Origin of the sequence: Pseudomonas sp. 14P_5.3_Bac1, assembly GCF_025466135.1 — a bacterium.
GTDB lineage: Bacteria > Pseudomonadota > Gammaproteobacteria > Pseudomonadales > Pseudomonadaceae > Aquipseudomonas.
In genome coordinates this window covers 162,005-185,587 of sequence record NZ_JANLOF010000022.1, presented here as the reverse complement: position 1 = coordinate 185,587, position 23,583 = coordinate 162,005, and the positions used below count along the sequence as shown (strand labels likewise).

Annotated in this window: 16 protein-coding genes; 2 read left to right on the top strand and 14 right to left on the bottom strand. The window is 61.7% G+C overall.

What is annotated here, in order from left to right:
• Positions 1–98 precede the first annotated feature (98 nt).
• From NTD89_RS05875 to NTD89_RS05835, 9 genes are all read right to left on the bottom strand, one after another.
• Entirely contained in the window at positions 99–3,206 is a 3,108-nt protein-coding gene (locus tag NTD89_RS05875) for an autotransporter domain-containing protein (RefSeq protein ID WP_262206719.1), read from the bottom strand.
• A gap of 116 nt (positions 3,207–3,322) precedes the next feature.
• Positions 3,323–6,280 (bottom strand): autotransporter serine protease, encoded by a 2,958-nt coding sequence (locus tag NTD89_RS05870; RefSeq protein WP_262206718.1) that lies wholly within the window; start codon positions 6,278–6,280, stop codon positions 3,323–3,325.
• Between the two features lie 30 nt (positions 6,281–6,310).
• Positions 6,311–7,645, bottom strand: coding sequence for a TolC family outer membrane protein (locus NTD89_RS05865; protein ID WP_145160562.1), 1,335 nt, complete (start codon positions 7,643–7,645; stop codon positions 6,311–6,313).
• A 2-nt stretch (positions 7,646–7,647) separates the two neighbouring features.
• Positions 7,648–8,949, bottom strand: coding sequence for an HlyD family type I secretion periplasmic adaptor subunit (locus tag NTD89_RS05860; RefSeq protein ID WP_106578107.1), 1,302 nt, complete (start codon positions 8,947–8,949; stop codon positions 7,648–7,650).
• The gene (locus tag NTD89_RS05855) at positions 8,946–10,700 is read right to left on the bottom strand and encodes a type I secretion system permease/ATPase (RefSeq protein WP_262206717.1); all 1,755 of its coding nucleotides are present in this window, start codon (positions 10,698–10,700) and stop codon (positions 8,946–8,948) included. The genes NTD89_RS05860 and NTD89_RS05855 overlap by 4 nt, the downstream gene beginning before the upstream one ends.
• A gap of 102 nt (positions 10,701–10,802) precedes the next feature.
• Positions 10,803–11,171, bottom strand: coding sequence for a protease inhibitor Inh/omp19 family protein (locus tag NTD89_RS05850; RefSeq protein WP_106578105.1), 369 nt, complete (start codon positions 11,169–11,171; stop codon positions 10,803–10,805).
• Between the two features lie 48 nt (positions 11,172–11,219).
• Positions 11,220–12,653, bottom strand: coding sequence for a serralysin family metalloprotease (locus NTD89_RS05845; protein WP_106578104.1), 1,434 nt, complete (start codon positions 12,651–12,653; stop codon positions 11,220–11,222).
• Positions 12,654–13,020: 367 nt separating this feature from the next.
• Positions 13,021–14,124 (bottom strand): P1 family peptidase, encoded by a 1,104-nt coding sequence (locus NTD89_RS05840; RefSeq protein WP_262206716.1) that lies wholly within the window; start codon positions 14,122–14,124, stop codon positions 13,021–13,023.
• Positions 14,125–14,133: 9 nt separating this feature from the next.
• Positions 14,134–15,498 (bottom strand): APC family permease, encoded by a 1,365-nt coding sequence (locus NTD89_RS05835; protein WP_262206715.1) that lies wholly within the window; start codon positions 15,496–15,498, stop codon positions 14,134–14,136.
• Positions 15,499–15,697: 199 nt separating this feature from the next.
• On the opposite strand from NTD89_RS05835, the gene NTD89_RS05830 reads away from it, so the two are divergent.
• Positions 15,698–16,483, top strand: a complete 786-nt coding sequence (locus NTD89_RS05830) for a helix-turn-helix transcriptional regulator (protein WP_262206714.1) — start codon at positions 15,698–15,700, stop codon at positions 16,481–16,483.
• A gap of 264 nt (positions 16,484–16,747) precedes the next feature.
• Here NTD89_RS05830 and NTD89_RS05825 read toward each other — a convergent pair whose 3' ends face one another.
• From NTD89_RS05825 to NTD89_RS05810, 4 genes are read right to left on the bottom strand one after another with little or no spacing between them, the layout of a single operon-like run.
• Entirely contained in the window at positions 16,748–17,827 is a 1,080-nt protein-coding gene (locus NTD89_RS05825) for a polyamine ABC transporter substrate-binding protein (protein ID WP_242196897.1), read from the bottom strand.
• Positions 17,828–17,887: 60 nt separating this feature from the next.
• On the bottom strand, positions 17,888–18,229 hold the full coding sequence (locus NTD89_RS05820) for a cupin domain-containing protein (RefSeq protein ID WP_262206713.1): 342 nt from the start codon (positions 18,227–18,229) through the stop codon (positions 17,888–17,890).
• Positions 18,230–18,255: 26 nt separating this feature from the next.
• The gene (locus tag NTD89_RS05815; RefSeq protein ID WP_262206712.1) at positions 18,256–19,662 is read right to left on the bottom strand and encodes an NAD(P)/FAD-dependent oxidoreductase; all 1,407 of its coding nucleotides are present in this window, start codon (positions 19,660–19,662) and stop codon (positions 18,256–18,258) included.
• A gap of 49 nt (positions 19,663–19,711) precedes the next feature.
• Complete coding sequence (locus tag NTD89_RS05810) at positions 19,712–20,521, bottom strand: helix-turn-helix transcriptional regulator (protein ID WP_262206711.1); 810 nt, start codon at positions 20,519–20,521, stop codon at positions 19,712–19,714.
• Between the two features lie 256 nt (positions 20,522–20,777).
• Here NTD89_RS05810 and NTD89_RS05805 point away from each other — a divergent pair, with 256 nt between their 5' ends.
• The gene (locus NTD89_RS05805; protein WP_145160542.1) at positions 20,778–21,050 is read left to right on the top strand and encodes a DUF1652 domain-containing protein; all 273 of its coding nucleotides are present in this window, start codon (positions 20,778–20,780) and stop codon (positions 21,048–21,050) included.
• 67 nt (positions 21,051–21,117) lie between these two features.
• On the opposite strand, the gene NTD89_RS05800 is transcribed toward NTD89_RS05805, so the two are convergent.
• Entirely contained in the window at positions 21,118–23,568 is a 2,451-nt protein-coding gene (locus NTD89_RS05800) for a UvrD-helicase domain-containing protein (protein WP_262206710.1), read from the bottom strand.
• Positions 23,569–23,583 lie beyond the last annotated feature (15 nt).

Genomic DNA, 23,583 nt, shown 5'->3' with positions numbered 1-23,583 from the left:
AAAAATCAAAAACTGTTTGGGGGGGGGGGGGGGGGGGGGGGGGGGGGGGGGCGCCCCCCCCCCCCCCCCCTGGCCCGCATGCAAAGGTGATGAAACCTTTAGAACGCCCAGTCGAGGCTCAAGCCCACCCCGTGCACTTTGTCCTTGCTGGCCAGCAGGCCGTTGTAGTCAAAGTTCACCCGCGCCTCTTTGCTCAAGGCCAGGCTCACCCGCGCGCCCACCAGCGCGGCATCGCGCACCATCGGTGCGCTTTCCACCGCGAACGACGGGCTGCCCGACGCGAACGCCAGGTGCTGCTCGGAATCAGTGCTACTCAGGTTGTGCTGCCAGCCCAGGGTGCCGGACACCTCCAGTTGCTGGTGATCGTTCACATTGAAGGTCTTCAATGCACGCATGCCCAAGGTGCTCAACACCACATCGCGGCGGTCGTCGTGGCCTTTGAGCGCGGCGGCATCGCCTTTTTCGGTAAAGCCATCGGTGTCCAGGTGCACGTAAGCCAGGTTGGCGAACGGCTCCAGGGCCAGCGGTTGCAGATTGACGCGGTAAGCCGCCTCGCCAAACACCTGCGTGCTGCTCGCGTCCACTTTGACTTTCTGCTTGCCGGCCACATCGCCATACTGCAGGTCGCGCTTCACATCGGCGCGATGCCAGCTGTAGGTCGCTCCCCCGCTCAGGCGCAAGGCACCGATCTCATGCCCGGCATAGGCGCCAAAGTGGTAGCTGTCGACCGAGGCACGTGAGTGGGTGTCGTTGCCCATGTTCAACGAGGTGTCGCTGTAACCGGCGACCAAACCGATACGGGTCGCCTCGTCCAACGCACCGTCAACGCCCACAAGCATGCCGCCCAGCGAAGTGGTGTAGCCCGCCGTGTCGCTGCGGCTGTCGGTCTTGCCCCAGGCGCCCAGGGCCTTGACCCACACGTTGCCACGGCTGTCGAGGGTTTCGCTGGTGGCGCCCATCTCGCCATTGCGCAGGCGCTCACCCACCGCTTCACGCACGTAGCGGCTGTCGTTGACCAGCGCGCTCTGCAACGCCGGGTAGATTTCGCCGGACAGTTGCTGGAACGCGCCTTGCGCCGAGGCCGCAGTCGGCGCCAGCAACAGGCTTTCATACACCGCGTTGCCGGCGCCCAACTGGTCTGCCGCCGCGGCGACAGCACGCTGGTTGGGCGTGACGGCCACACTGGCGAAGCTGTTGGTACGCGCCACATCCAACTGCACACCGTTGGCGGCATAGTTCAACGTGCCACCGATAAACAGGTAGTTGGGCAGTACCGCACCGAAGCTACCGGTAACCCCACCCGCGGCTTGCAGGATGGTGTACTGGCGACCGACCAGGCTCTGGGCCTGCGCGTTTGTCAGCAGTGTCGGGCTGTTTTCCAGGGCCAGGGTCACGGTGCCGCCATTGAGCGTGGCCGTGCCACCGGCGACGATGCGATCGCTGCTGGTCGGCGACAACTCCACCGCGTAGGTCGAGCCCGCGTCGAAAGTGACATTGCCGGCCACATTCAAGGTGCCGATGGAATTACCCGGCGCCACGGTGCCGCCGCTTTTGGCGGACAGCGAGCCGATATGCCCCGAGCCACCGACCACGCCGCTCTGGCTGACGGTGACGTCGGAGGTGACCGAGCCATTGATCGCCAGCAAGCCCTGATTAACCAGGGTCGGGCCGCTGTAGGTGTTGTTGCCGGTCAGCACCAGCGCGCCGATGCCCTGCTTGGTCAGGCCGCCGTGGTCGGAGATGTTGTTGCTCCACACGTCCAGCCCGCAGTGCACGTCGGTGCACAGGCGCTGAGTCGGTTTGCCGGCATCCACCACGGCGCCGATCCCTGGCAAATCCGCCACGAACTGCCCGCTGCCGTACGCGCCGTCGATGCGAAACTCGGCCGGGATATCTTCGCCGGTGATGAACATCCCCGGGCCGTTGACCGCCTTGCCCAGGTTGATCATGCCCCAGCCGTACAGCGCGTCGATGCCCGGCGCGCCGAGGTCGGTGGCGGTGGTTTTCAGCACGGTGGAGACCTGATCGCCGCTCATGTACGGGAAGCGTTCCATCAACACCGCCGCAGCGCCGGCCACGTGGGGCGCGGCCATGGAAGTGCCATTTTTATTGGCCCAGTCGGTGGTGAGGTTTGAAAGGTCGGTGCCGTTGATGATCGAGCTGAAGATCTTGGTGCCCGGCGCCGACACGCAAAAGCTTGCCGCATACCCGCAGCGCGACGAGAAGGTACTGATCACATAAGGATCAGCGCTGGCGGTGTCCGGGTTCTGCTGCAAAGCCGCCACCGACAGCCAGTTTGGCGCAATGTCCGGCACGAAGTAGGCCAGGCCCGACATCGCATCCGGGTTGTTGCGGTTGTAGTCGTTACCGGCGGCAAAGATGGTCAGCACGCCGCTGCGGGCCGCGTCGATTGCGCCTTGATAAGCACCGCCGGCCAGCGTGCCGAGGATCGGCCGGATAACGTTGAACTGCGCCTGCGCTTCATTGACCGTGAAGTTGGGGAATGCCGGATCGCGGCCACCCTTGGCGTACTGGTCACCGATGCCGATGCCCCAGCTGTTGTTGATGATGCGCGCGCCATTGGCGACCAGCCCATCCCAACCGGCCTTGTACACCGCGCCATCGTTGCCGAGGATGATCCCGTCTTCCGGGCCCGGGTCGCCGTTTTCGGCGCTGAGGATTTGCGCATTGAACGCCACGCCATGCATCGGCCCACCATCGCGGTTACCCGCGGCAATGCCGCCGACGTGGGTGCCGTGGTTACCCAGCTTGCCGTTGGAGTCCTTGGACGGCGTGCCGTCATAACGGAACGCATCGCCCGCCTTCACCGGAATGTAGGGGTCGGTGTATTGGCGAATGCCCTCGGTGACAATGGTCACTACCTTGCCGGGGCTGTCGAATTCCGGGTGCTGCGCGTACACCGGCTGGTCGAAGATCCCCAGCTTGACGCCCTTGCCGGTGTAGCCCGCGGCGTAGGCAGCATCTGCATGCACCGCGCCCAGGCCCCAGTCGGCCTTGAATTCATTGCTGCGCCAACTGGCCGCGTCGCCCAGCTTGCCCGCTTCCACATAGGGTGCGGCCTGGGCGGTTCCCAGGCTTGCCAGGCAGCACAGCAACGCGCCGTATGGCACGCAGCTCAAGGCCTTGAGCGGGTAGCCCGGGCCGGTGTGAGTGGCGGTGATTAACCCTGACTTGCGTTTGTTCACGGTGACCTTCCTTAGTTTTCTTATTGCCGGTATGTGAATCACTTTTTCTTCAGCGCCGCCTATCTGATGTGGGCGCTGGCGTGCCAGCTCCCACCGTTTTTGACCTGCGGTGTTCTCTAGAACTGCCAGTTGAGGCTCAGCCCCACGCCCTGGGTTTTCTCGCGGCCACCCAACTGGCCGTTGTAATCCAGGTTGACCCGTGTGGTCGGGCTCAACGCCAGGCTGGCCTGCACGCCCACCAGCGCCGCGTCACGTAGCAACGGCGAACTGCGCACGGCAAATGACGGCCCGCCGGCAACAAACGCCAAATGTTCTTCGGATTCCACCGCCGTGAGGCTGTGCTGCCAGCCCAGCGAACCGGACAGTTCCAGTTGCTGATGGTCATTCAATGGCAAGGTTTTCAACGCGCGCAGGCCCAGGGTGCTGAGCACCGCATCACGCCGATCACTGCCACGCTCCAGGGCCGCGGCGTCGCCTTTTTCGTGGAATGAGTCACTGTCCAGGTGCACGTACGCCAGGTTGGCGAACGGCTCCAGCGCCAGCGGTTGCAGGTGAATGCGGTACGCCGCCTCGGTGAACAACTGCGCCGTGCGCGCATCCAGCTTGGTCTTTTGCTTGCCGCTGACGTCGCCGTATTGCAGGTCGCGCTTCACATCACCGCGATGCCAGCTGTAGGCGCCGCCGACGCTCACGCGCCAGTCACCCAGTTCCCGCCCGGCATACGCACCGAAGTGGTAACTGTCGATGGACGCCGATGAGTGTGTGCCACTGCCCAGGTTCAAGGAGCTGTCGCTGTAGCCTGCGACCACACCCACGCGGGTCTGCTCGTCCAACGCACCGTCCACACCAGCCAGCAAGCCACCGATCGAGGTGATCGAGCCTGCGGTTTCGCTGCGGCTGTCAGCCTTGCCCCAAGCCCCGAGCGCCTTGAGCCACAGGTTACTTTCGCCGCTCACCGGTACATGGCGCAGCCGCTCACCCACAGCATCACGCAGTTGCAGGCTGTCGTTGATCAGCATCGCGCCAATCGCCGGGTAGACCTCGCCGGACAGTTGCTGCAAGCCTTGCCGAGCGGTAGCAACCGAATCGGACTGCAACAGGCTTTCATACACCGGGTTGCCCGCGCCCAGTTGCTCGGCAGCGGCGGCGACAGCGCGCTGGTTACGGTTGGCGGCAACGCTGGCAAAAGTCGCTCCGTTGCGCCCCACGTCCAGTTGCACGCCGTTGGCCGCATAGTCGAGGGTGCCGCCAAGGAACAGGTAGTTGGGCAGCACTTGACCAAACTGCCCCTGGATGCCGCCCGCCGCCTGCAGGATGGTGTACTGACGGCCGATCAGGCTTTGCACCTGGCTCTGGCTCAGCAACGTCGGGCTGTTTTCCAGCGCCAGGGTGACGGTGCCGCCGCCCAGTACGGCGTTGCCACCGGCGACAATGCGGTCGCTGGTGGTCGGGGTCAGTTCCACGGCATAGGTGGAACCCGCCCCCAGGTTCACATCGCCCGCCACCTGCAAGGTGCCGACCGAATTGCCCGGTGCCACGGTACCGCCGCTGTTCACCGCCAACGCGCCGATGCGCCCGGAGCCGCCGAGGGTGCCGCTGTCGTTCACGGTCACGGCCGAGGTCAGCGAGCCGTTTACCGCCAGCAGGCCGCCATTGACGCTGGTCGCGCCGCGGTAGGTGCTGTCGCCGCTGAGCAGCAAACTGCCGGCGCCGGATTTGATCAGGCTGCCTTCATACACGCGGTTCGCGGCGGCTTGATCACGGGCGGTGCCGACCGCGTAGTCAGTCTGGTCCTGCTGACTGGCAGTTGCGCCCACGCCGTTTTGCCAGCCCTTGTCGATCAGGGTTTGCTGCCAGGCTGTGTGCTCGGCGCGGTCTTCGGCCTGGCGCTGGAGCAACGCCTGGTCGGTGATGCCGTTGCTCCACACATCGCCCTGCCCGGCCGCCAGGTTGACGTTCATCGAGCCAAGCAATTGCCCCGGCCCGTGCATCGCCCGGCCCAGGTCCGGCACGCCCCAGCCCACGGTGGTATTGGGTGCCTGGGTGATTGAGCCGTCGAGTTGCGTGGCGGTGGTCAACAACACCTGCAACGCCTGCTCGTTGTTCAAGTACGGGTAGCGTTCCATCACCAGCGCCAAGGCGCCGGTGGCGTGCGGCGCCGACATCGACGTGCCGGACTTCACCCCATAACCGCCGCCGGGAACGGTGCTGTTGATCAGCGCGCCCGGGGTGGAAATACACCAGTATTTGGCGATGCCGCACTTGTTGTATTTCTGGTTATTCGCCTTGTCCAGGCCCGACACGGCCAGCCAGTGGCCTTCCAGTTCCGGCTGGAAGTACGGCAGCGCCGAACGCACGCTGGCATTCGCGTAACCACTGTTGCCGGCGCTGAACACATTGATCACGCCGGCCTTGGCCACATCCGCTGCCGCATCCAGCCAGGTGCCCTGGTTGTAATGCTGGGCGTAGGCGGCATGCAGACCGTCGAGGGTCTGGTAGCTGACGTCCGGCGGCTGGCTGCCCCAGCTGTTATTGATGGCGCGCACGCCGGAATCCACCAGCGCGGTGTACACCGCCTTGAAGTATTTGGGGTCCGGGGTGGGGCCAAACAGGAAGCTGTCGTTGGCGTTGGTATTGCCCACATAGACTTGCGCGTTGTACGCCACGCCATGCATGCCCACGCCATCACGCGCCGCGCCCATGGTGCCGGTGACGTGGGTGCCGTGGGAGTCGTTGTTGGGGTTGAGCGCGCCGGTGGTGCTGAACGCGCTGCCATTGACGTAAGTGCCGGTGGCCGTGACCGGGTGGAAGCGGTCTTTGGAGGCTTCCGGGTGATCGGTATCGAACCCGGAGTCCAGCGCGCCGATTTTTACCCCGCTGCCGCTGATCCCGGCGGCGTAGGCCTCATTCGCCTTCATGCGGTCCAGGCCCCAGTCACTCTGGAACTCGGCCGAACGCCAGCTGGCGGGGTTACCCAGTAAACCGGTCTCGGTGTATTGCGCCTGTGCCGCAACGGACAACAGCAGCAAGGAACCTGCGGTAAAGGGCTTGAAGCGTGATGAATCGGTGATCATCTAAACCATCCTTATTGTTTTTATAACTGCTCATTTCACCGGGCCGAATGCCTCATCGACTTTCGCCAGGTCGGTGTCGCGCAAGTTGCCCGCGTAGTAGTGCAATTTGGTCCAGGCCATCAAATAGTCGTACCGCGCCTGGGCCAGGTCGCGACGGGTGCTGTACAGCTGCTGCTCGGCGTTCAACGCGTCGAGGTTGACCCGCTCGCCGCCGAGGATGCTCTGCTTGGTCGACACCACCAGCGCCTCGGCCGAGGTCAGGGCTTTTTGATACGCGCGCAATTTGCTCACCCCGGACAGGCACGCGCTGAACTGGCGGCGCAGCTCAATCAGGGTTTCGCGCGTCTTGCCTTCCAGCTCGTACTCGGCCTGCTCCATGCCGCGACTGGCTTGGCGGGTGGCGGCCGAAATACCGCCACCGGCGTACAGCGGCACACTGACTTCGATGCCGATGGTGTTGGTGTCGTAGCGCTGGTTGTAAGTGTTGCCGCTGTCGGACTCCTGCTTGCGCGAGCTGGCATACGCGGTGATCTTGGGCAGGTGCCCGGCGCGATTGCGCTCCACTTCATAGCGCGCCACTTCCACGGCCTGGCGCTGGGAAGCGAGGGTCGGGTTATTGGTGATCGCCAGTTCATGCCAGGTGTCGTAGTTGGCCGGCGTCAGGGTGAAGGCGGCAAAACTTTGGTTCAGCGGCGCCAAATCCTGGATGTTGACGCTCTGCACACCGATCAACGCGCCCAACTCCCTCAGCGACGCGTCCTGCTCATCCAGCGCCTGGATCTCTTCGGCAGTCGCCAGTTCATAACGCGATTCGGCTTCGAGGATGTCGGTGCGCGTGCCTTCGCCCTGCTGGAACAGGTGCTGGTTTTGCTGGAACTGCTGCTCGAAAGCCTTCTTTTTGGCGCGGGCGATGTCGATCTGGTCCTGGGCAAACAGGGCCTGGGTGTAATAGCTCAGCACTCGCACCAGCAGCGCCTGGCTCTTGTCGCGAAAGCTTTCATCGGCGAACAACGACTGGGCCACGCCCTTGCGGTAGTTGGCATAGGCTTCGTAGTCGAACAACGGCTGTTGCAGGCTGAAGGTCGAGCCATAACTGTTGTAGTTGCGGTCGTCACGGTAGTTGCCGCCGCGCCCGTCCGGCAGGTGCGCCTCAGAGTTGTTGCGGCCCTTGTTGTAGTTGTACGACAGTTTCGGCAGCAGCCCGGCGCGGCCGATGGTGCGGTTTTCCAGGCCGGCGTCGCGCTCCTTGATCGCGCCGAGAAACACCGGATCGTTACGCAAGGCTTGCTCATACACATCAAACGGGCCCATGGCAGCCTGGGCAGAGCCACACATCAACAGCAGTGAAATGAACACAGGTTTCATGCTCATTCCTCGGTCAGCGCGGAGCCGGCGCGATCCAGCAGCGGCTTGAACAGGTAATTGAGCAACGAGCGCTCGCCAGTGCGCACGAACATCTCGGCAGGCATGCCCGGCTTGATCACCAGGCCATGGAGTTTTTCCAGTGCGGCCTCGCTCACCGTGGTGCGCAGCACGTAGTACGGCTGGCCGGTTTTTTCATCAAGCATCTGGTCGGCGGAAATCAGGCTGACTTCGCCCGGCACGCGCGGCGTGCGGCTCTGGTTGAAGGCGGTGAACAGGATATCCACCGGCAAGTGCGTGCCGACCTTGTCCACCAGGTTCACCGGCAAACGCCCTTCGACTTCCAGGCGTGTGCCCTGGGGCACGATTTCCAGCAGGGTTTCACCGGCACGCACCACGGCGCCTTCGGTGTGCACGCTGAGGTTGACCGCAATGCCATCGGCCGGTGCGTTGATTTCACTGTGCTGCAGGTCGAAGCCGGCCGAGGTGAGCTGCTGCTCCAGGGTCAGGCTGCGCAGTTGGGCGTCGGCCAGTTGGCTGCGCACTTCCTTTTGATATTCCTCGCTGTGCTGCTGCAACTTGAGCCGTGATTCAAGAATGCCCTGCTCCACGCGGCCGCTTTCGCCGGCGTTCTGCGCCAGGTCCTGTTGTACCTGGGACAGTTGGCGCTGGTAATCGAGCAAGCGATTGCGCGGGATATAGCCGTTGTCGGCCAAGGGTTGCAGGTTGGCCAGTTGGTCGCGCAGGGATTGGGCCTGGGCGGACAAGTCGCTGCGGGCACGGCGCATGCCGTTGAGTTGCGAGGTGGCACCGTCGATATTCGCGCGAATCCCGGCTTGCTCGCGGGAAAATGCCTCGCGGCGGCTGCTGAACAGTTGGCGTTGGCCTTCCAGCACCAGGGCCAGCGCCGGATCGGGGTTGGCGCTCAGCTCGGCCGGAAAGGTGATGCTGGAGCGGTTATCGCGCTCGCTCTGCCAGCGCGCCACGCTGGCCCAGGCCATGCGGTACTGGGCTTGCAGGGATTGCACGTCGGCCTGGTTCTGGGTCTGGTCGAGGCGAAACAGCGGCTGGCCTTGTTTGACCACCTCGCCCTCCTTCACCAGAATCCGGCTGACCACGCCGGGGCTGAAGGTTTGCACGGCTTTGCGCTTGCCCGACACCACCACCGTGCCTTGCACCGGGATGCCTTGGTCCAGAGGCGCCAGGCTGGCCCAGAGAAAGAAGCCGCCGGCGCCGACGATGGTCAGCAGCCAACCCATTTTTACGAAAAAACCGGCATCTCGTTGCTCAAATGTAAGGCTGCTCATGCGCCTGGATTCCTTCCGGCTTGGTACTGACGGCTGAGGCTCACGCCGGCCTTTTCTCGTGGTGCTTCCTGCTGCTGGCCCGACAAGGCGCGCAGCACTTCCTGGCTGGGGCCGAAGGCCTGCAAACGGCCTTCGTTGAGCACCAGCAATTTATCGGCCTGGGCCAACGCCGAGGACCGGTGCGTCACCAGCACCACGCTGCTGCCCTGGGCTTTCATCTGCACGATGGCACTGGCCAGCGCGGCTTCGCCGACGGTGTCGAGGTTGGAGTTGGGTTCATCCAGTACGATCAAGCGCGGCCCGCCGTAGAGCGCGCGGGCCAGGGCCACGCGTTGCTTCTGGCCACCGGACAGGCCACCGCCGTTGTCGCCCAGCACCGTGTCGTAACCCTTTGGCAGGCGCAGGATCAGCTCATGCACACCGGCTTGTTGCGCGGCCTGCACCACCCGTTCCGGGTCGGCGTCGCGAAACCGTGCAATGTTGTCGGCGATGCTGCCGCTGAACAGTTCGATGTCCTGGGGCAAGTAACCGATATGGGGGCCTAGGTCGTCGCGGTCCCAACGATGAATATCGGCGCCGTCCAGGCGCACCGTGCCGGCCAGGGTTGGCCACACACCCACCAGCACGCGGGCCAGGGTGGATTTGCCCGAACCCGACGCGCCGAGTACGCCAAGCACTTCGCCCGCACCGAGGTTGAAGCTGACCTGATGCAGGGTCGGCACGCGCCGCCCGGGCGGGCCCGCGCTGACTTGCTCGAAACTGACCTGGCCGTTGGGCGCTGGCAGCGCCATGTGTTCGACTTCCGGCGGAAATTCGCGCAGCAATTCGTCAAGCCGCTGGTAAGCCAACTTGGCCGAACTCCACTGCTTCCACACCGCAATCAGTTGGTCGATGGGGCTGAGCACGCGGCCCATGAGGATGGAACCGGCGATCATCATCCCGGCCGTCATGTCGCCCTTGATCACCAGAAAGGCGCCCAAGCCCAGCACCAGTGATTGCAGGCACAGACGAAAGGACTTGCTCAGCGAGGTGATCACCGAGCCGGTGTCGCTGGCCTTGTTCTGATAGCCAAGAAATTGCGAATGCACCGCGAACCAGCGCTTGCGCAACGCGCCGAGCATGCCCATGGCCTGGATCGTCTCGGCGTTGTGCAAGTGGCTGGTGGCCAACTGGGTCGATTGCTGGGAAAACGCGCCCGCCTCGCCCAGCGGTTTTTTGGTCAGGTATTCATTCAGGCACGCCAGCGCGATCAGCAGTACCGCGCCCGCCGTTGCCAGCACGCCAAGCCACACGTTGAAGAGGAAAATCACGAACAGGTAGATGGGAAACCACGGTGCATCAAAGAACGCGAACAGCGCAGGCCCCGTGATGAATTGGCGGATCACGGTCAGGTCGCCAAGGGATTGCCCGGCGTGCCCCTGACCGCGCTGCAGGTTGCGTTCAAACGCGGCTTTGTAGACGCGCAAGTTGAAGCGCCGCTCCAACTGGCTGCCGATCCGGATCACGATAAAACTGCGAACGACTTCCAGCGTGCCGATAAACGCAAAGAAGCCGACGACCATCAACGTCAACATCACCAGGGTGGTTTCATTCTGGGAGGACAACACACGGTCGTACACTTGCAGCATGTAAATCGACGGCACCAGCATCAACAGGTTAATCAATGCGGTAAAACAGCCGATGCTGATCAAAATACTCTTGTATTCACCCAACGCCCTGAATAAGGGCGCAACCGCATGGGACTTCGCCATATCTTCTGATCTTCCCTGAAGCGAATTACGCGCACTAGTTGCCCAGACCCCACAGTAGGGCGGCCAACTATTAAAATCGGGTTATATGCTTATAACTGTTAATTAAGGTGTTCGTTGCAGGACAACTTCGGGAATTGAAGGCGTCTGCCCTTTATATTCGCCGTCTTTTTCACGGTTCAAATGGATAATGCCCGTGCCCTGGGCGTTCATCAGCCAGATGCCGTCCGGGGTCGGCAACCAGGTCAGCGGTTTATCGCCTAGCCATTGCGCGGCGCACGCCACGTCACCGGCCAGCGCGTTAGGCTGGTCCAACAGGTCCAACGCGCACACTTGATCCTGCTGGTGCAACTGCCAGTGGCCGGCCAACTGGGCGGTGGTGGGTAAAACAAGACTGCTAGCCATTGCGTGGGCTCCTGCCGACACGAACAACACCTGTGAAGCACAGGCGATCAAATGAGAAAAACGCGGCATGTGCTGCTCCATCATAGAGCGCGGCGCCGGAGCGCCGCGCGCTTTACATCACGCTACGATGTCGCTGACCGCAGCCTGGCCAACGGTGGTGACGAGGAAATCCGCCACGCCGTGCCCGGAGAAGTCCACGGCCAAGGTGCCCAGGTTGGTACCCGAGGCATAGCTGAGTACAGCATCGCCGGCATGCCCGGTAAACGCGTTGACGAAGCTCAAGCCTGCACCTTTGGTGATACCGGACAGGTCGATCTTGTCCGAACCCGAGGTGAAGTCGAAGATCTTGTCAGCAGCACCTGGCTTGGAATCGGAACTGGCACCGTACACGAAGGTATCGTTGCCGGCGCCGCCCCACAGTTGGTCCGCACCGCCACCACCGTAGATGATGTCGTTGCCGGCACCGCCCTTGATGAGGTTGGCTGCGTTGTTACCAATGATCAGGTCGTTGCCCGAACCGCCGAAGGCGTTCTCGACCGTGACGCCCTTGGCGATGGACACGTTGCCCACCAGGCCGCCAACGTCGGAGAACGAGGCCTCATTGAGGTTGATCTTCTGGTTCTGGGTAAAACCGGAGAAGTCCAGGGTGTCGTTGCCACCACCGTCCCATACCGAGAACACCAGCTTGTCGGCATTGGAAGTAGCGCTGTAGAAATCACGCCCGGTGTTGGAGTTGAAACCGTAGGTGGTGTCACCGGCGCGGGTGCTGTAGTTGGCACCGTAGAGCTTCTGGATCGCGGCGATGTCGTCGATCAGCGGGCCTGAAGCGTAAGCTTCGACGCCGCCTTTGGTGAAGTTCTGGTTGGTGTTGCTTTCGCTCCAGTAACTCATGACGCTGTAGCCACGCGTGTCCTGTCCATAGTCCGCGTCTTTGTACGAAGGGTTGCCGGTCCCGGCGTTGTAGTCGCCAGGGTGAGCCAGGCCCAGGGTATGGCCGATTTCGTGGGTCAGGGTCTGCCGGCCGTAGTTGTTCACGTCCGGGGTCTTGTTCGGCGTGTAGCTGCTGTTGGTCAGGTACCACGAGGTGCCGTCGTAGCCTGCGCCGGTGCCGGGCAGGTAAGCGAAGGCAGCCGCGCCATCCTGGCCACCGCTGTAGTTGCCGAAGGTCATGTGCGTGTCACCGCCCGAGGCGCTTTCGGTAAAGCTCACGTTGGCGACATCCGACCAGGATTGCATGGCCAGTACGGCCTGTGCTTTCTGCTGGGCGTTGAACTGGCTGAACCCGGAGATCCCATGTTTGTTCAGGGTGGCCGAGGAAGCCGAGGTGAGGAAGGTGTAGGTCAGATCGATCTTGCCGTTGTGATTCACATCCTTGTACGAGGCGCCATCGCGCAGCAGGTGGTCCGCTGCCTGGTCCACGGAAAAGGACGGTTTGCCATTCACCGTGAGGTTGCCGCCACGGTCATACAGATGGCTGAAGCTATCGATTTGCGAGTAAGCAGTGCTGGCTTGCGCGGCAGAAACAATAGCTTTGTCTTTTACTTTTGACATAAACGTACTTCCTTGTTTGCAAGTGCATCAGTCTTTGGTCGATAGGAACCCCGCGGGCGAGATCGTCCTATCACTCGCCTCTTTTGAAGGCGTATCGAAACTGACACAACTTGAAATCTTTCGTCTACAAATATTTCCGCAGCGAAAATGTGACGTGGATTCAAGTTAAGGAAGTCGCAGGCAGTGTTTATTGGGGACAACTGCGTTTGCGCAAAAGCGCCGGCCCGAGTGGTATTTAAATATTAAATAGCAGTAAAGCCGCTCAACTTGAGCGGCGCACTTGAATAATGGATCCAATATATTGTCACGGTGTCATTGGCGACATTAAAGAGCCACTACTTAGATAATTAATTAGAGTTGTCCCCTATTACGGGGACACGCTCCAACCGCACTTGTTTAGTGCGGTCAATAAGGTCTCATCCGCCAGGCCGGGCACCCTGACGCCGTCCTCGGTGGTCATGTCCTCGCCGGCCAGCATGGCGTTGATGATCGCCTCCTCCACCGCCTCCGCCGCTGCGCTGAACAACGGCGAAATATGGTCGTTGTTGAGCATCTGCAACGCGCTGCTCAGTGGCAGGTTCTTGCGCCCGTAATCGGCCGGTGGCAGCTCGTGGTTGCCGGTGGCGAATGCCAGGAACAGGTCGCCACTGGAATCCTCGGTGCCACCGCCGGTGCGCGCAATACCAATCGAGGCGCGTTGCGCCAGGCGCTGGCATTGGTGCGGCAGCAAGGGCGCGTCGGTGGCGATGATCACCACAATCGAGCCCATGCCCGGCGTGCCACGCGCGGCAAACGGCGAAGCAATGCCCATCAAGTGGCGGCCCACCGGGTAACCGTCGACCCGCAGTTCCTGACGCTTGCCGTGGTTGGCCTGCACCAGCACGCCGACGGTCCAGCCGCCCTCCTCAGCCGGCAAGCGCCGTGACGCGGTGCCGATGCCGCCCTTGAACTCATGGCAGATCATCCCGGTGCCGCCGCCCACTGCGCCTTCCTGCACCGCGCCGCCTTGGGCGCTATCCAGCGCCTCGCGCACATGCTCGGGCTTGACGTGCTGGCCCCAGATGTCATTGAGCAGCCCGTCGTAGGTTTCCATCACCACCGGCATGCACCAATACACCGCCGGGTCCGCCAGGCGCTCACGCTCCAGGGCGATCAAGGTGTCACGCACCACGCCGATGCTGTGAGTGTTGGTGATGGCCACGGGCGTGGTCAGCAATCCCGCTTCGCTGATCCATTCAAGGCCGGTGGCATCGCCATTGCCGTTGAGTACGTGATACCCGGCGAAGCACGGCTGGTGCCGCGCCTCGCCTTCGCGCGGCTGGATCACGGTGACACCGGTACGCACTTGTTTGCCGTCGATACACGCCTTGAGCGTACTGTGGCCGACCCGAACGCCCGGCACATCGGTGATGGCATTCAATTCGCCGGGCATGCCCAGCCCCAACGTAATGCCCAATTGACGTGCACGCATACCCACTCCTTACAATTTTTGATACGCCGGACTCAACCGGCCACTGATGCAATAAAAAATGACCGACAGCGCGAGCAAGCCGATGATGATCATGATGTCGCGCACCGACGCCGCGTAGATCAAGGTCACCAGCAGGTAACCTGCGCCCAGCACGGCCAACACCGCCGGCAGCGGCCATAACGGCATGCGATAAGGATGCTCGCGATCACGCAGCAGCACCCGGCTCATCAGCGCGCACAAGGCCACCGCCAGGTACACCAATATGATCAGTAACACGCTGAAGGATGTGAGGTCCGCCAGATTGGAGCTGAAACTCAACAGCGCCGACGGGATGGCCAGGAACAAGGTTGCCAGCCACGGCGAATCCCAGCGCGGGTGAATGCGCGTGAACAATGTGTTGATGCGCGGCGTCCACAGCGCATCGCGGCCGCTGCTGAACACCACGCGGCCAATCTGGATGACGATGGCGACAATCGCGTTGAACACTGAGAGGAAGATCCCCGCACTGACCAGCCGCGACAGCGTTTCATTGCCGTGGCTGGTCAGCAGGTAGCCGATCGGGTCCGGGCTGCTGATCATCGCACTCAACGACGGCGCGCCGATCAACAGCGCGGTGATGGGCACCAGTTCGATCACCACCACCAGCCCCAGTGACCACAGCACCGCCTTGTGCACGCCTTTGCCGCCACACTTCATGTCTTCAGCCAACAACACGGCGGGGCCGTAACCGTTGTACGAAAACAAGCCGATACCGACCGCGCCGATCACCAAGCCCCACGGCGCCAGGTGCAGCACGCCGTTTTCGACGATTTGCGGCTGGAACAACACGCTGGCCGGCTGCACCGGGTTGCCGAAGCCGATGCACACAATCACCAGCAACGCGGCGATTTCCAGCAGCAGGCAGGTGCCGGTGATCCAGGCGTTGAGCTTGATATTGAGGATGCCCAGCGCGTAGCTGCACACCACGATGACCAGGGCGACGGTTTGCGAATCGAACTGCGTGCCCAGAGCATTGTTCAGGTAGGTCGCCGCGCCAGTGGCCAACACCGGTGGGATAAACAGCAGCATCACCAGCACGGTCAGGAAGGTCGCGTAGCCGGCCATGCCGCCAAACACCCGCTTGGCGTAGACGTATTCGCCACCGGCACTGTTGTGCGCGCGGCCCAGCTCCGCGTAGCAGAAGGCGAACATCAAGGCGAGCAAGCCGGCCATCACAAACGCCAGGAACACACCACTGCCCGCTTGCTGGATGGCAAACGGGGCAATCACAAACACGGAACTGGCCGGCGTCACCGCAGAAACGGTGATGGCGACCACATCGAACACGCTCAGCGTGGGTTTGAGAACGCCGTCTGGCGCGGGGGAAGCACTCATATCGTTATCCTCTGTCGTTGTTTTTGATGTGAGGCAGAAACGAAAGGTCTGGCGTTTGCGGGATATGTTTCCCACTGGATGGTCGAGAAAGTAAACGCTGCGTGTAGGCAGGCCAATTCCCCTATTGGCGTACTCCCCTTGACGGTACGCGCTAAAAGCCGAACCCTTGGCCGATATTTTGAGGGTGGGAGCCTGTGAGATGAGCCTGTTCAGAGAGGTCGGCATGCACGCAGGCCTGGGCCGCACCGTCGCGCATATCGGCACCGAGCGGTTCTGGAAGCAACTGGTACTGTTGCTGCACCAATGCCTGCCGTTCGATAACGCGCTGGCGATTTTCTATCCTGCCGACGGCCCGCCCCAGGCCCTGGAAGAATACGACGCCCAGCCCAGCAGTAAACCGGCGTCGATGCTGGTGTACCTCAATGGCCTGTACTTGCTCGACCCGTTTTACCAGGCCTGCCGCGAGGGTTATGCCAGTGGTGTGTATCGCCTGGAGGAAGTCGCGCCGGATCATTTCCGCCAGAGTGAATACTTCCTCAACTACTTTCACGACAACGTGCTGGAAGACGAGGTGCAGTTCATCCTGCAAGTGCCGGGTACAGGGACCTTGTCGTTATCGCTGGGCATGCAGCGGCGGTTCAGCGTTGAGGAAACCGGGTTGATGACGATGCTGGCAGCCTGGGTGTTGCCGTTGATGCACCAGCATTGGCAGCAAAGTACCCAACGCGCGCCGGCGATGGACAGCCAGATCCGGGATGCGCTGAGCCATTTCGGCAGTGGTGTGCTCTCGGAGCGGGAGCTGGAAGTGGCACGCCTGGTGCTGCGCGGGTTCTCGTCCAAGGCCATGGCCGAACGCCTGAAGATCTCGCCGGACACCGTGAAGGTGCACCGGCGACACCTGTACGCAAAGCTGGATATCTCGTCACAGCCGGAGCTGTTTTCGCTGTTTATCCAGTCGCTGGGGCACGATTTGGAAAACCCCTGACTGCATGCGCGGTTGTGATGAGCCGGGTTGTTGTGGCTGGCAGGGTTACTGTGGTGGGCAGGCTTGCTGTGGCGAGCGGGCTTGCCCCGCGTTGGGGCGCGAAGCGGCCCCAGTTGGGATGAATGCGGTGTATCAGGCAGTCCTCAGCGGCAGGTTTTGGGGCCGCTTCGCAGCCCAACGCGGGGCAAGCCCGCTCACCACAACAGGCCCGCTCGACACGGGAAGCCCGTTTTTCACAACAGGGCCTCGCCACAGCAGCTAAGCCTATCGCCCGGTACGAATGGTGTTCCACACCCGCGTACGAACCCGGTCGATGTTCAGCGGCATGGCTTCGAGTGCAAACAGCTTGCCCATCATTTCCGGGCTCGGGTACACCTTGGTGTCGGCTTTGATCGCCGGGTCCACCAGGCTGTCGGCGGCGGCGTTGCCGTTGGCGTAGTGCACGTAGTTGGTGATGCTGGCCATCACTTCCGGGCGCAGCAGGTAGTTCATGAACGCATAGCCGGCCTTTTCGTCAGGCGCGTCGGCCGGCATGGCGACCATGTCGAACCAGATGGCGGCGCCTTCTTTGGGAATGTTGTAGCCGATGTTCACGCCGTTCTTGGCTTCCTTGGCGCGGCTTTCGGCTTGCAGGATGTCGCCGGAGAAGCCGACGGCCACGCAGATGTCGCCATTGGCCAGGTCAGCGGTGTACTTCGATGAGTGGAAGTACGCCACGTACGGCCGCACTTTCATCAGCAGGTCTTCAGCCTTCTTGTAGTCCTCGGGCTTTTTGCTGTGGTGCGGCAGGCCCAGGTAGTTAAGCGCCGCCGGCAGCAGTTCCGGGCCGTTGTCGAGGATCGCCACGCCGCATTTTTGCAGCTTGGCCATATTCTCCGGCTTGAAGATCAGGTCCCAGGAATCCACCGGGGCGTTGTCGCCCAGCACGGCCTTGACCTTGTCGATGTTGTAGCCGATGCCCGTGCTGCCCCACAGGTACGGGAAGCCGTGCTGGTTGCCCGGGTCGTTGTTTTCCAGGGCCTTGAGCAGCACCGGGTTGAGGTTTTTCCAGTTCGGCAACTGGCTCTTGTCGAGCTTTTTGAGGGCGCCGCCCTGGATTTGCCGGGCCATGAAGTGGTTGGACGGAAACACCACGTCATACCCGGATTTGCCGGTCATCAACTTGCCGTCGAGGGTTTCGTTGCTGTCGTACACGTCGTAAGTGAAACCGATGCCGGTTTCTTGCTGGAAGTGCTTGGTGGTATCCGGCGCGATGTAGTCCGACCAGTTGTAGATCTTCACCGTCTCGGCGGCCTGGCTGATAGTGGCCACCAACATCAAGGGCAACAGGGCAATGGCTTTCATGGTTCGATTTCCTGGCGGTTTTAGGGCTGTTTTTATGGCAGGCGATCAAGGATCAAAGCGTTACAGAATCAATACATAGGTCTTGCGCACGGTTTCCTGGATATCCCAGACTCCGGTGCTGTTGGCCGGCAACATCAGTGCATCACCGGCTTGTATGTGGACGACTTCACCGTTATCGGGCGTGAAGGTGCAGCGGCCCTGGATAAAGTGGCAAAACTCCTGGGACTTGATCTGCCGACGCCAGCGCCCTGGCGTGCACGCCCAGATGCCGGTTTCGACGCCGTCGCTGCGTTCCACACTCAAGGTGGAGGCCACGGCGATGGGTTCGCCCAAGGGCACGGCCACCGATGAGGAGTCCGGCAAGTGGGCATTCAGCGTGTCTTTGAAGTGAGTGATGCTCATGGGTTTTCCCGTGTGAGTGAAACGTCTTAGTGCATGAAACCTTCCATGAACCCGGCCACGCCGGTCGCCAACTTGCGGCGCCAAGGCGCGGTATTGGGGTTGGCCAATACCTGGTCTTCATGGACAAAACTGCGAATGATCGCGTTGTAGCCCAGCCAGCGGCACGGCTCGGGCTCCCAGGCCTTGAGCGCGTCCAGGCCACGTTCGCGAATCACCCAGGGCTGGGTGGTCAGCGGCGTATCAAGGCCCAGGATCAAGTCAGCCAGGGTGCGGCCACCCAGGTTGCTGGCGCCTACGCCCTCCCCGCCGTAACCACCGGACAGCGCGATGCCGGTCTTGTGGTCACACACCATGTGCGGTCGGAAGTTGCGTGACATGCCGAGGTTGCCGCCCCACGAGTGGGTAATCCGAACCTTCTTCAGCTGTGGGAAAAGTTCGCCAAACAGGTAGCGACGCAGTTCCACTTCGCTGTCGGTCAGGTCGAAGTTGTGGCGCAATTTACCGGCGAACTGATAGCCGCCCCGCGCGCCGAACACCAGGCGATTGTCGGCCGAACGCTGGCCGTACGTGACCTGGCGGCTGCTTTCGCCGAATGCCTGGCCGTGGCTCAAGCCGATTTCATCCCAGGTGCTGGCGGGCAGCGGCTCGGTGGCGACAATCAGGCTTTGAACCGGCAATTGATAGCGACCCAGCGGCGGCAGCGTGGTGGCATAGCCCTCCACCGCCGGCACCACCCAAGCGGCCCGCACACCCGCCTTGGCGGTGCGCAGGCTGCCGGACTGCCAATGGGTGACCGGGCTGTTTTCGTAGAGGGTGACGCCCATGCTCTCCACGACGCGCGCCAGGCCACGCACCAGTTTGGCCGGGTTGATCGTCGCCACATGCGGCGCGTAGATGCCGCCATAGGGTTTGGCGATACGGATCTGTTCGGCCAGCTGTTGCGGGCTCAGCCAGCGGTAATCGTCTGCTGTCAGGCCTTGGGCGTAGAGTTTTTCGAGGTAGCGGCGCAGGCTGCCTTCCTGCTCGGGGTAGCGCGCGGCGCAGTACAGCGCGCCGCCCTTGCGGTAGTCACAGTCGATGCCCTCACGGGCCAGCACTCGCGCCACTTCATCGGGAATGCCGTGCAGCAGGTCAAAGGAGGCGCGGCGTTGTTGCGGGTCAAGCCCGGCGAGCAGGCGATCTTCGCCGAGCAAATTGCCCATCAGCCAGCCGCCGTTGCGGCCTGAGGCGCCAAAACCTGCGGTTTGGGCTTCGATAATTGCAATTTTCAGCTCGGGTGCCTGGCGTTTCAGGTAATAGGCCGTCCACAGGCCTGTGTAGCCGGCACCGATGATGGCCACGTTGACGTCCAGGTCATGCTCCAAGGCCGGCCGCGCCAGCAGCGGGTCGTCCAACTGGTCCATCCATAAACTGATATTGCGCCATGCCGGCATGCCAAGCTCCCCTACCTCGTTTCGATAGGCTGGATCCTAGAGCGCGCTGTTATGGGCTGTCTTGCGCGCGTGCACGCAGAGAAATTTGTTTGACGTAGGCCTTGGGCGACTGGCCGGTGTGCTGGCGAAAGGCACTGTAGAACGCCGACAGTGAATTGAAACCGGCGGCGAACGCCAGGTCATCGACCTTTATCGGCGGTACGGCGTTATCCAGCGCGGCCAGCAAGTGTTGAAGCCGGGCCTGGTTGACGTAGCGGCAGAAGCTCTGCCCCAGCACCTGGTTCAACAGGTAGGAAATTTGATTGCGACTGTAGCCGCATTCCTTGGCAACCCGTTGCAGGTCCAGTTCCGGATCCAGGTAGGGCTGCTTGAGTTCGAAATAGTGTTGCAGGTCATTGGCCATGTGCCCCAATTGCTGGGGCGACAAACCCAGGCGGCTGACCGTGGGGCGCATGGCCTGGGTCGGCTGTTCGTGCACCAGTGACGCGTATTCGTTGACCCGCCAGATCAGCCCGTCACGCACAGTGATGGCCTCGCTGGTGCGAAACGACACCAGGCCCTGGCCGCCCCGCAAGGTGATGCGGTACTGGATGAACGCGGTGTCGCCGTCGGCACGAATGCGGTCGGTGTGCTCAATGGCTTCATCGGCGCCGCGCGGCATGCTGGCTTGCAGGTATTCACGCAGTTCGGTGTAGCCGATGACGCGGTTCTGGAAGAAGTCGTGGTACTGGATGTCCGGATGGTAATAGGACATCACGCCATCCAGATCGCGATGGCGCCAGCACAGGTGGTGACGCAGCACCAGATCGCCCGTGGCTTGGGTGTGTTGGCAATCATCGTCCGGAGCGGTCTGCGGCATGGGCGGCTCGGTTGCGGGTAAACCCTGGAGAGTGCCGAATTTCAGGGCAGCCTTCAATGGTCAATTGGCGCTTCTGAATAATGGCCTTTTGCCTAGTTTGTAGTAGGAGATGACCCACATCAAGGTATTGAAAAAGAACTGCCCAACGGGCCTAAAAAAGTCACCTTGCGCTTGCGAACGGGTGCTATTTTGAACTTCTTCGATGCCCTGACCAGTGACGGTCATGGCCCCTGCCGCGAGCTAAAGGAAGCGCTCAATGAAGAAGGTGGGCAACATGAATAAAGTGACATTTCCCAACGCTTGCCAGCTGATGCGCTGGCATTTTCATCCGATGGGGTTTGAGGGCAGCATGGACGCCCCCGGCAGCATGGTCGCCCGCCTGTTTGATCGCAGCAGCGGCGAAACGTTGATCGCGATTGCCGGCATTCCCTGTGCCACCGTGATGAATGCCGCCGATGTAGAGCGCATCATCGAAGCCGTCGAAGCTGAGCTGGAGTGTTTTGTGCCGCCGCTGTCCCTGCGGGCCTGACCTCAGGTTATCAGGCGACGTATAGCTCATGTGGGAACGGCTGGCGCCTTCCCACATCACGTTGCACTCACTGGCCACGGTGATCGTCAAAAAACGCTTTCTTGCCATCTACCCGTTCCGAAGCCCTGGGCACATTCACGCCCTGGCCCTCCGGTTTTTCCACGTACCAATAGCAATGGCTTACCGCTCGGGTGATACCGACATAGGCCAGGCGCAGCACTTCGTCTTTTTGGGCAGCGTCATACGGCTCGCTGTCACCGTCCTTGCCCAGGCCAGCCATGCGGTAGACCTGATTCTTGTAGGGCGAGCTGGTCACATGCTGACAATCACCCAGCAGAAATACCGCATCGGCCTGTAGCCCTTTGGCGCTGTGATAAGTCAGCTGTCTCAGCCTGCGGTCCGGTAACGGCAAGCTAGAATCAGCATTAACTACAGACTGAATATGCTCTTGAATCAATAACTTATCGATACTTTTTCGATAAAGCATTAACACCGATTCGCCTCTTTGGTAGTGCGTCAGCAACTGCCGAGCCAACGCAGCGTCGTCGCGCTCAAGCACCGTCACGGGCACCAACGCCTTGGGCTCGCCACTGGCCTTGGCTTTTTTGCCGGGGATTGCCGGGGCGGCGCGCACAATATGCTCGGCGGCGTCGATGATGTGCTGGTGGCTGCGGTAGTTCTCACTCAGCATCACGCGGGTGGTGCTCGGCGACGGGAATTCGGTGTTGAACGCCATGAAGTATTGGGGCGAACTGCCGCGCCAGCCATAAATCGACTGCCAGTCATCGCCCACACACAGCAAGGATGAACGCTGAGCGCCGCGGCCCACATGCATCGCCGGGCCGCGAGCGCGGATTTCCCGCAGACTGGCGCGAATCCACGACACGATCTGCGGTGACACGTCCTGAAACTCGTCGATCATCAAGTGCGACATCGGCCGTAGCAACGGATCGCTGAGCAGCTTGAGATTTTCCGGGGTATTTTCGCCGAACAACGAAAACATCCGGTTGTAGGTCATGATCGGCGGCGATTGGTCGAGCAGGTGATCTTCCAGGGCTTTCCAGAAGATGCTCAGGGCTTCAAAAAACAACCGGTCGGGATCGTCCTTGGCAAAGCTCATCTGGCCCACGGCAGTCGGCACGTCCAGGCCGAGGTTCTCAACGAACCCGGCAGCCATGACAAAGCTGTCCAGCAGTGGCGCCGAGGCGAGTTCACCTTTGACCTTGTAATCGAAGCCCGGCCCTGCGGCAGCATCGCCGGCCAAGCTGCTTAATAGACGCTTGGAAGATTCATAACTATCTAGCCAAATCATAGGCTTACGACAGAAAGCTTGAAACAGTGTGCGCTTTACTGCCCACTCGGCGCGCACCGAAAGCTTCGAATTCGGCCGACTGATCTGAGCGTTTTCGCGTGAATCGAAGCCCAGCATCACCCAGGCGTCCAGCTGCGGAATATAGCCGTGACAGTGAAACTGCGCGCCATTGATCTCAAAGGTCTGACGGCTCGGCTCAATGCCCTTGATCGGCCAGGCGCCCGCACGAAACCACAGGTCTTCGATGACATCGCAAAGTTCTTCATCACGCTTGGCGGCCAGCTCGGTCACGGCGATACGCTTTTGCACATCCGGATGATCACGCTCCAGCTCCTTGAGCTGCAGGCCATGACGGGCCAAGGGTGCAATCAGCTCACGGAAACGCTCGTGCCGGCCGTGCAGCTGGTGGTAGCAGGCATTCATCTGTTGGCGTTGGGCATCGCCGATGCGCAGGTCGAATGGGTTGCTGTCCGCGTCCTCGACACCACTGCTGAGGTTCTCGAACGCCTGCAGCCGTTCAAAGCCAGGCAAGCTGCGTACCATCGGCAGGATGCGTGAGTGGAAGGTACGCACCACGGCCTGGGCTTCTTTGCTGCCAAGGGGTTGGCCCCACAGGCTGAGAATTTCCATGAGCTTGTTGATGAAGTCCTTGCGTGATTCGCGGGTGAAGGTCACCACGGTCATCGAGCTCAGTTCAAAGCCCAGATAATGGGTGAGCAACAGGATCCGCAGCACCAGAGAGGTGGACTTACCAGCACCGGCACCGGCGATCACCGACGTCGAAGGCGTGTCGCTGAAGATCATTTTCCATTGCGCACTGCTCGGCTGTGCATGGGCCGGCAGTAAACGCGCCACATCCGCCTTCATGCGCTTCTTCACGTCGGCGCTGAGCGGCAGCCGCCAGTCGTCGAACAGGCTGTCATCCACACCTGGCGCCTTGTGCTCATCGGGACGGAAGTCACGGATCAGCAATACCTGACGGCCCTCTTCTATTCCGTCAGCCTTGCCTTCGCGATAGCCATATTCCACACCGGCTTCGTGCCCGCTGCGAAATCCGTCAGCCTGGCCGTGCAGCCAGGAAAACCGATGCTGCGCACGTAAACGCGTCAGGCCGTGGCCAAACAAGCGGGCGGCCAGCCGTTTCAGCAGCGGCATTTCTGCCAGAGGTCGAAGCTCAGGGGGCAAATCAGGCGTTTGTTGCGGCACGCGGACTCCAGCGAT

Excerpts from the sequence above, each read along its gene's own strand:
- NTD89_RS05835 (WP_262206715.1), bottom strand. The coding sequence starts at position 15,498 with ATGAGTGCTTCCCCCGCGCCAGACGGCGTTCTCAAACCCACGCTGAGC.
- NTD89_RS05865 (WP_145160562.1), bottom strand. The coding sequence starts at position 7,645 with ATGAAACCTGTGTTCATTTCACTGCTGTTGATGTGTGGCTCTGCCCAG.
- NTD89_RS05820 (WP_262206713.1), bottom strand. The coding sequence starts at position 18,229 with ATGAGCATCACTCACTTCAAAGACACGCTGAATGCCCACTTGCCGGAC.
- NTD89_RS05825 (WP_242196897.1), bottom strand. The coding sequence starts at position 17,827 with ATGAAAGCCATTGCCCTGTTGCCCTTGATGTTGGTGGCCACTATCAGC.
- NTD89_RS05860 (WP_106578107.1), bottom strand. The coding sequence starts at position 8,949 with ATGAGCAGCCTTACATTTGAGCAACGAGATGCCGGTTTTTTCGTAAAA.
- NTD89_RS05850 (WP_106578105.1), bottom strand. The coding sequence starts at position 11,171 with ATGCCGCGTTTTTCTCATTTGATCGCCTGTGCTTCACAGGTGTTGTTC.
- NTD89_RS05845 (WP_106578104.1), bottom strand. The coding sequence starts at position 12,653 with ATGTCAAAAGTAAAAGACAAAGCTATTGTTTCTGCCGCGCAAGCCAGC.
- NTD89_RS05840 (WP_262206716.1), bottom strand. The coding sequence starts at position 14,124 with ATGCGTGCACGTCAATTGGGCATTACGTTGGGGCTGGGCATGCCCGGC.
- NTD89_RS05805 (WP_145160542.1), top strand. The coding sequence starts at position 20,778 with ATGAAGAAGGTGGGCAACATGAATAAAGTGACATTTCCCAACGCTTGC.
- NTD89_RS05815 (WP_262206712.1), bottom strand. The coding sequence starts at position 19,662 with ATGCCGGCATGGCGCAATATCAGTTTATGGATGGACCAGTTGGACGAC.
- NTD89_RS05870 (WP_262206718.1), bottom strand. The coding sequence starts at position 6,280 with ATGATCACCGATTCATCACGCTTCAAGCCCTTTACCGCAGGTTCCTTG.
- NTD89_RS05855 (WP_262206717.1), bottom strand. The coding sequence starts at position 10,700 with ATGGCGAAGTCCCATGCGGTTGCGCCCTTATTCAGGGCGTTGGGTGAA.
- NTD89_RS05830 (WP_262206714.1), top strand. The coding sequence starts at position 15,698 with ATGAGCCTGTTCAGAGAGGTCGGCATGCACGCAGGCCTGGGCCGCACC.
- NTD89_RS05810 (WP_262206711.1), bottom strand. The coding sequence starts at position 20,521 with ATGCCGCAGACCGCTCCGGACGATGATTGCCAACACACCCAAGCCACG.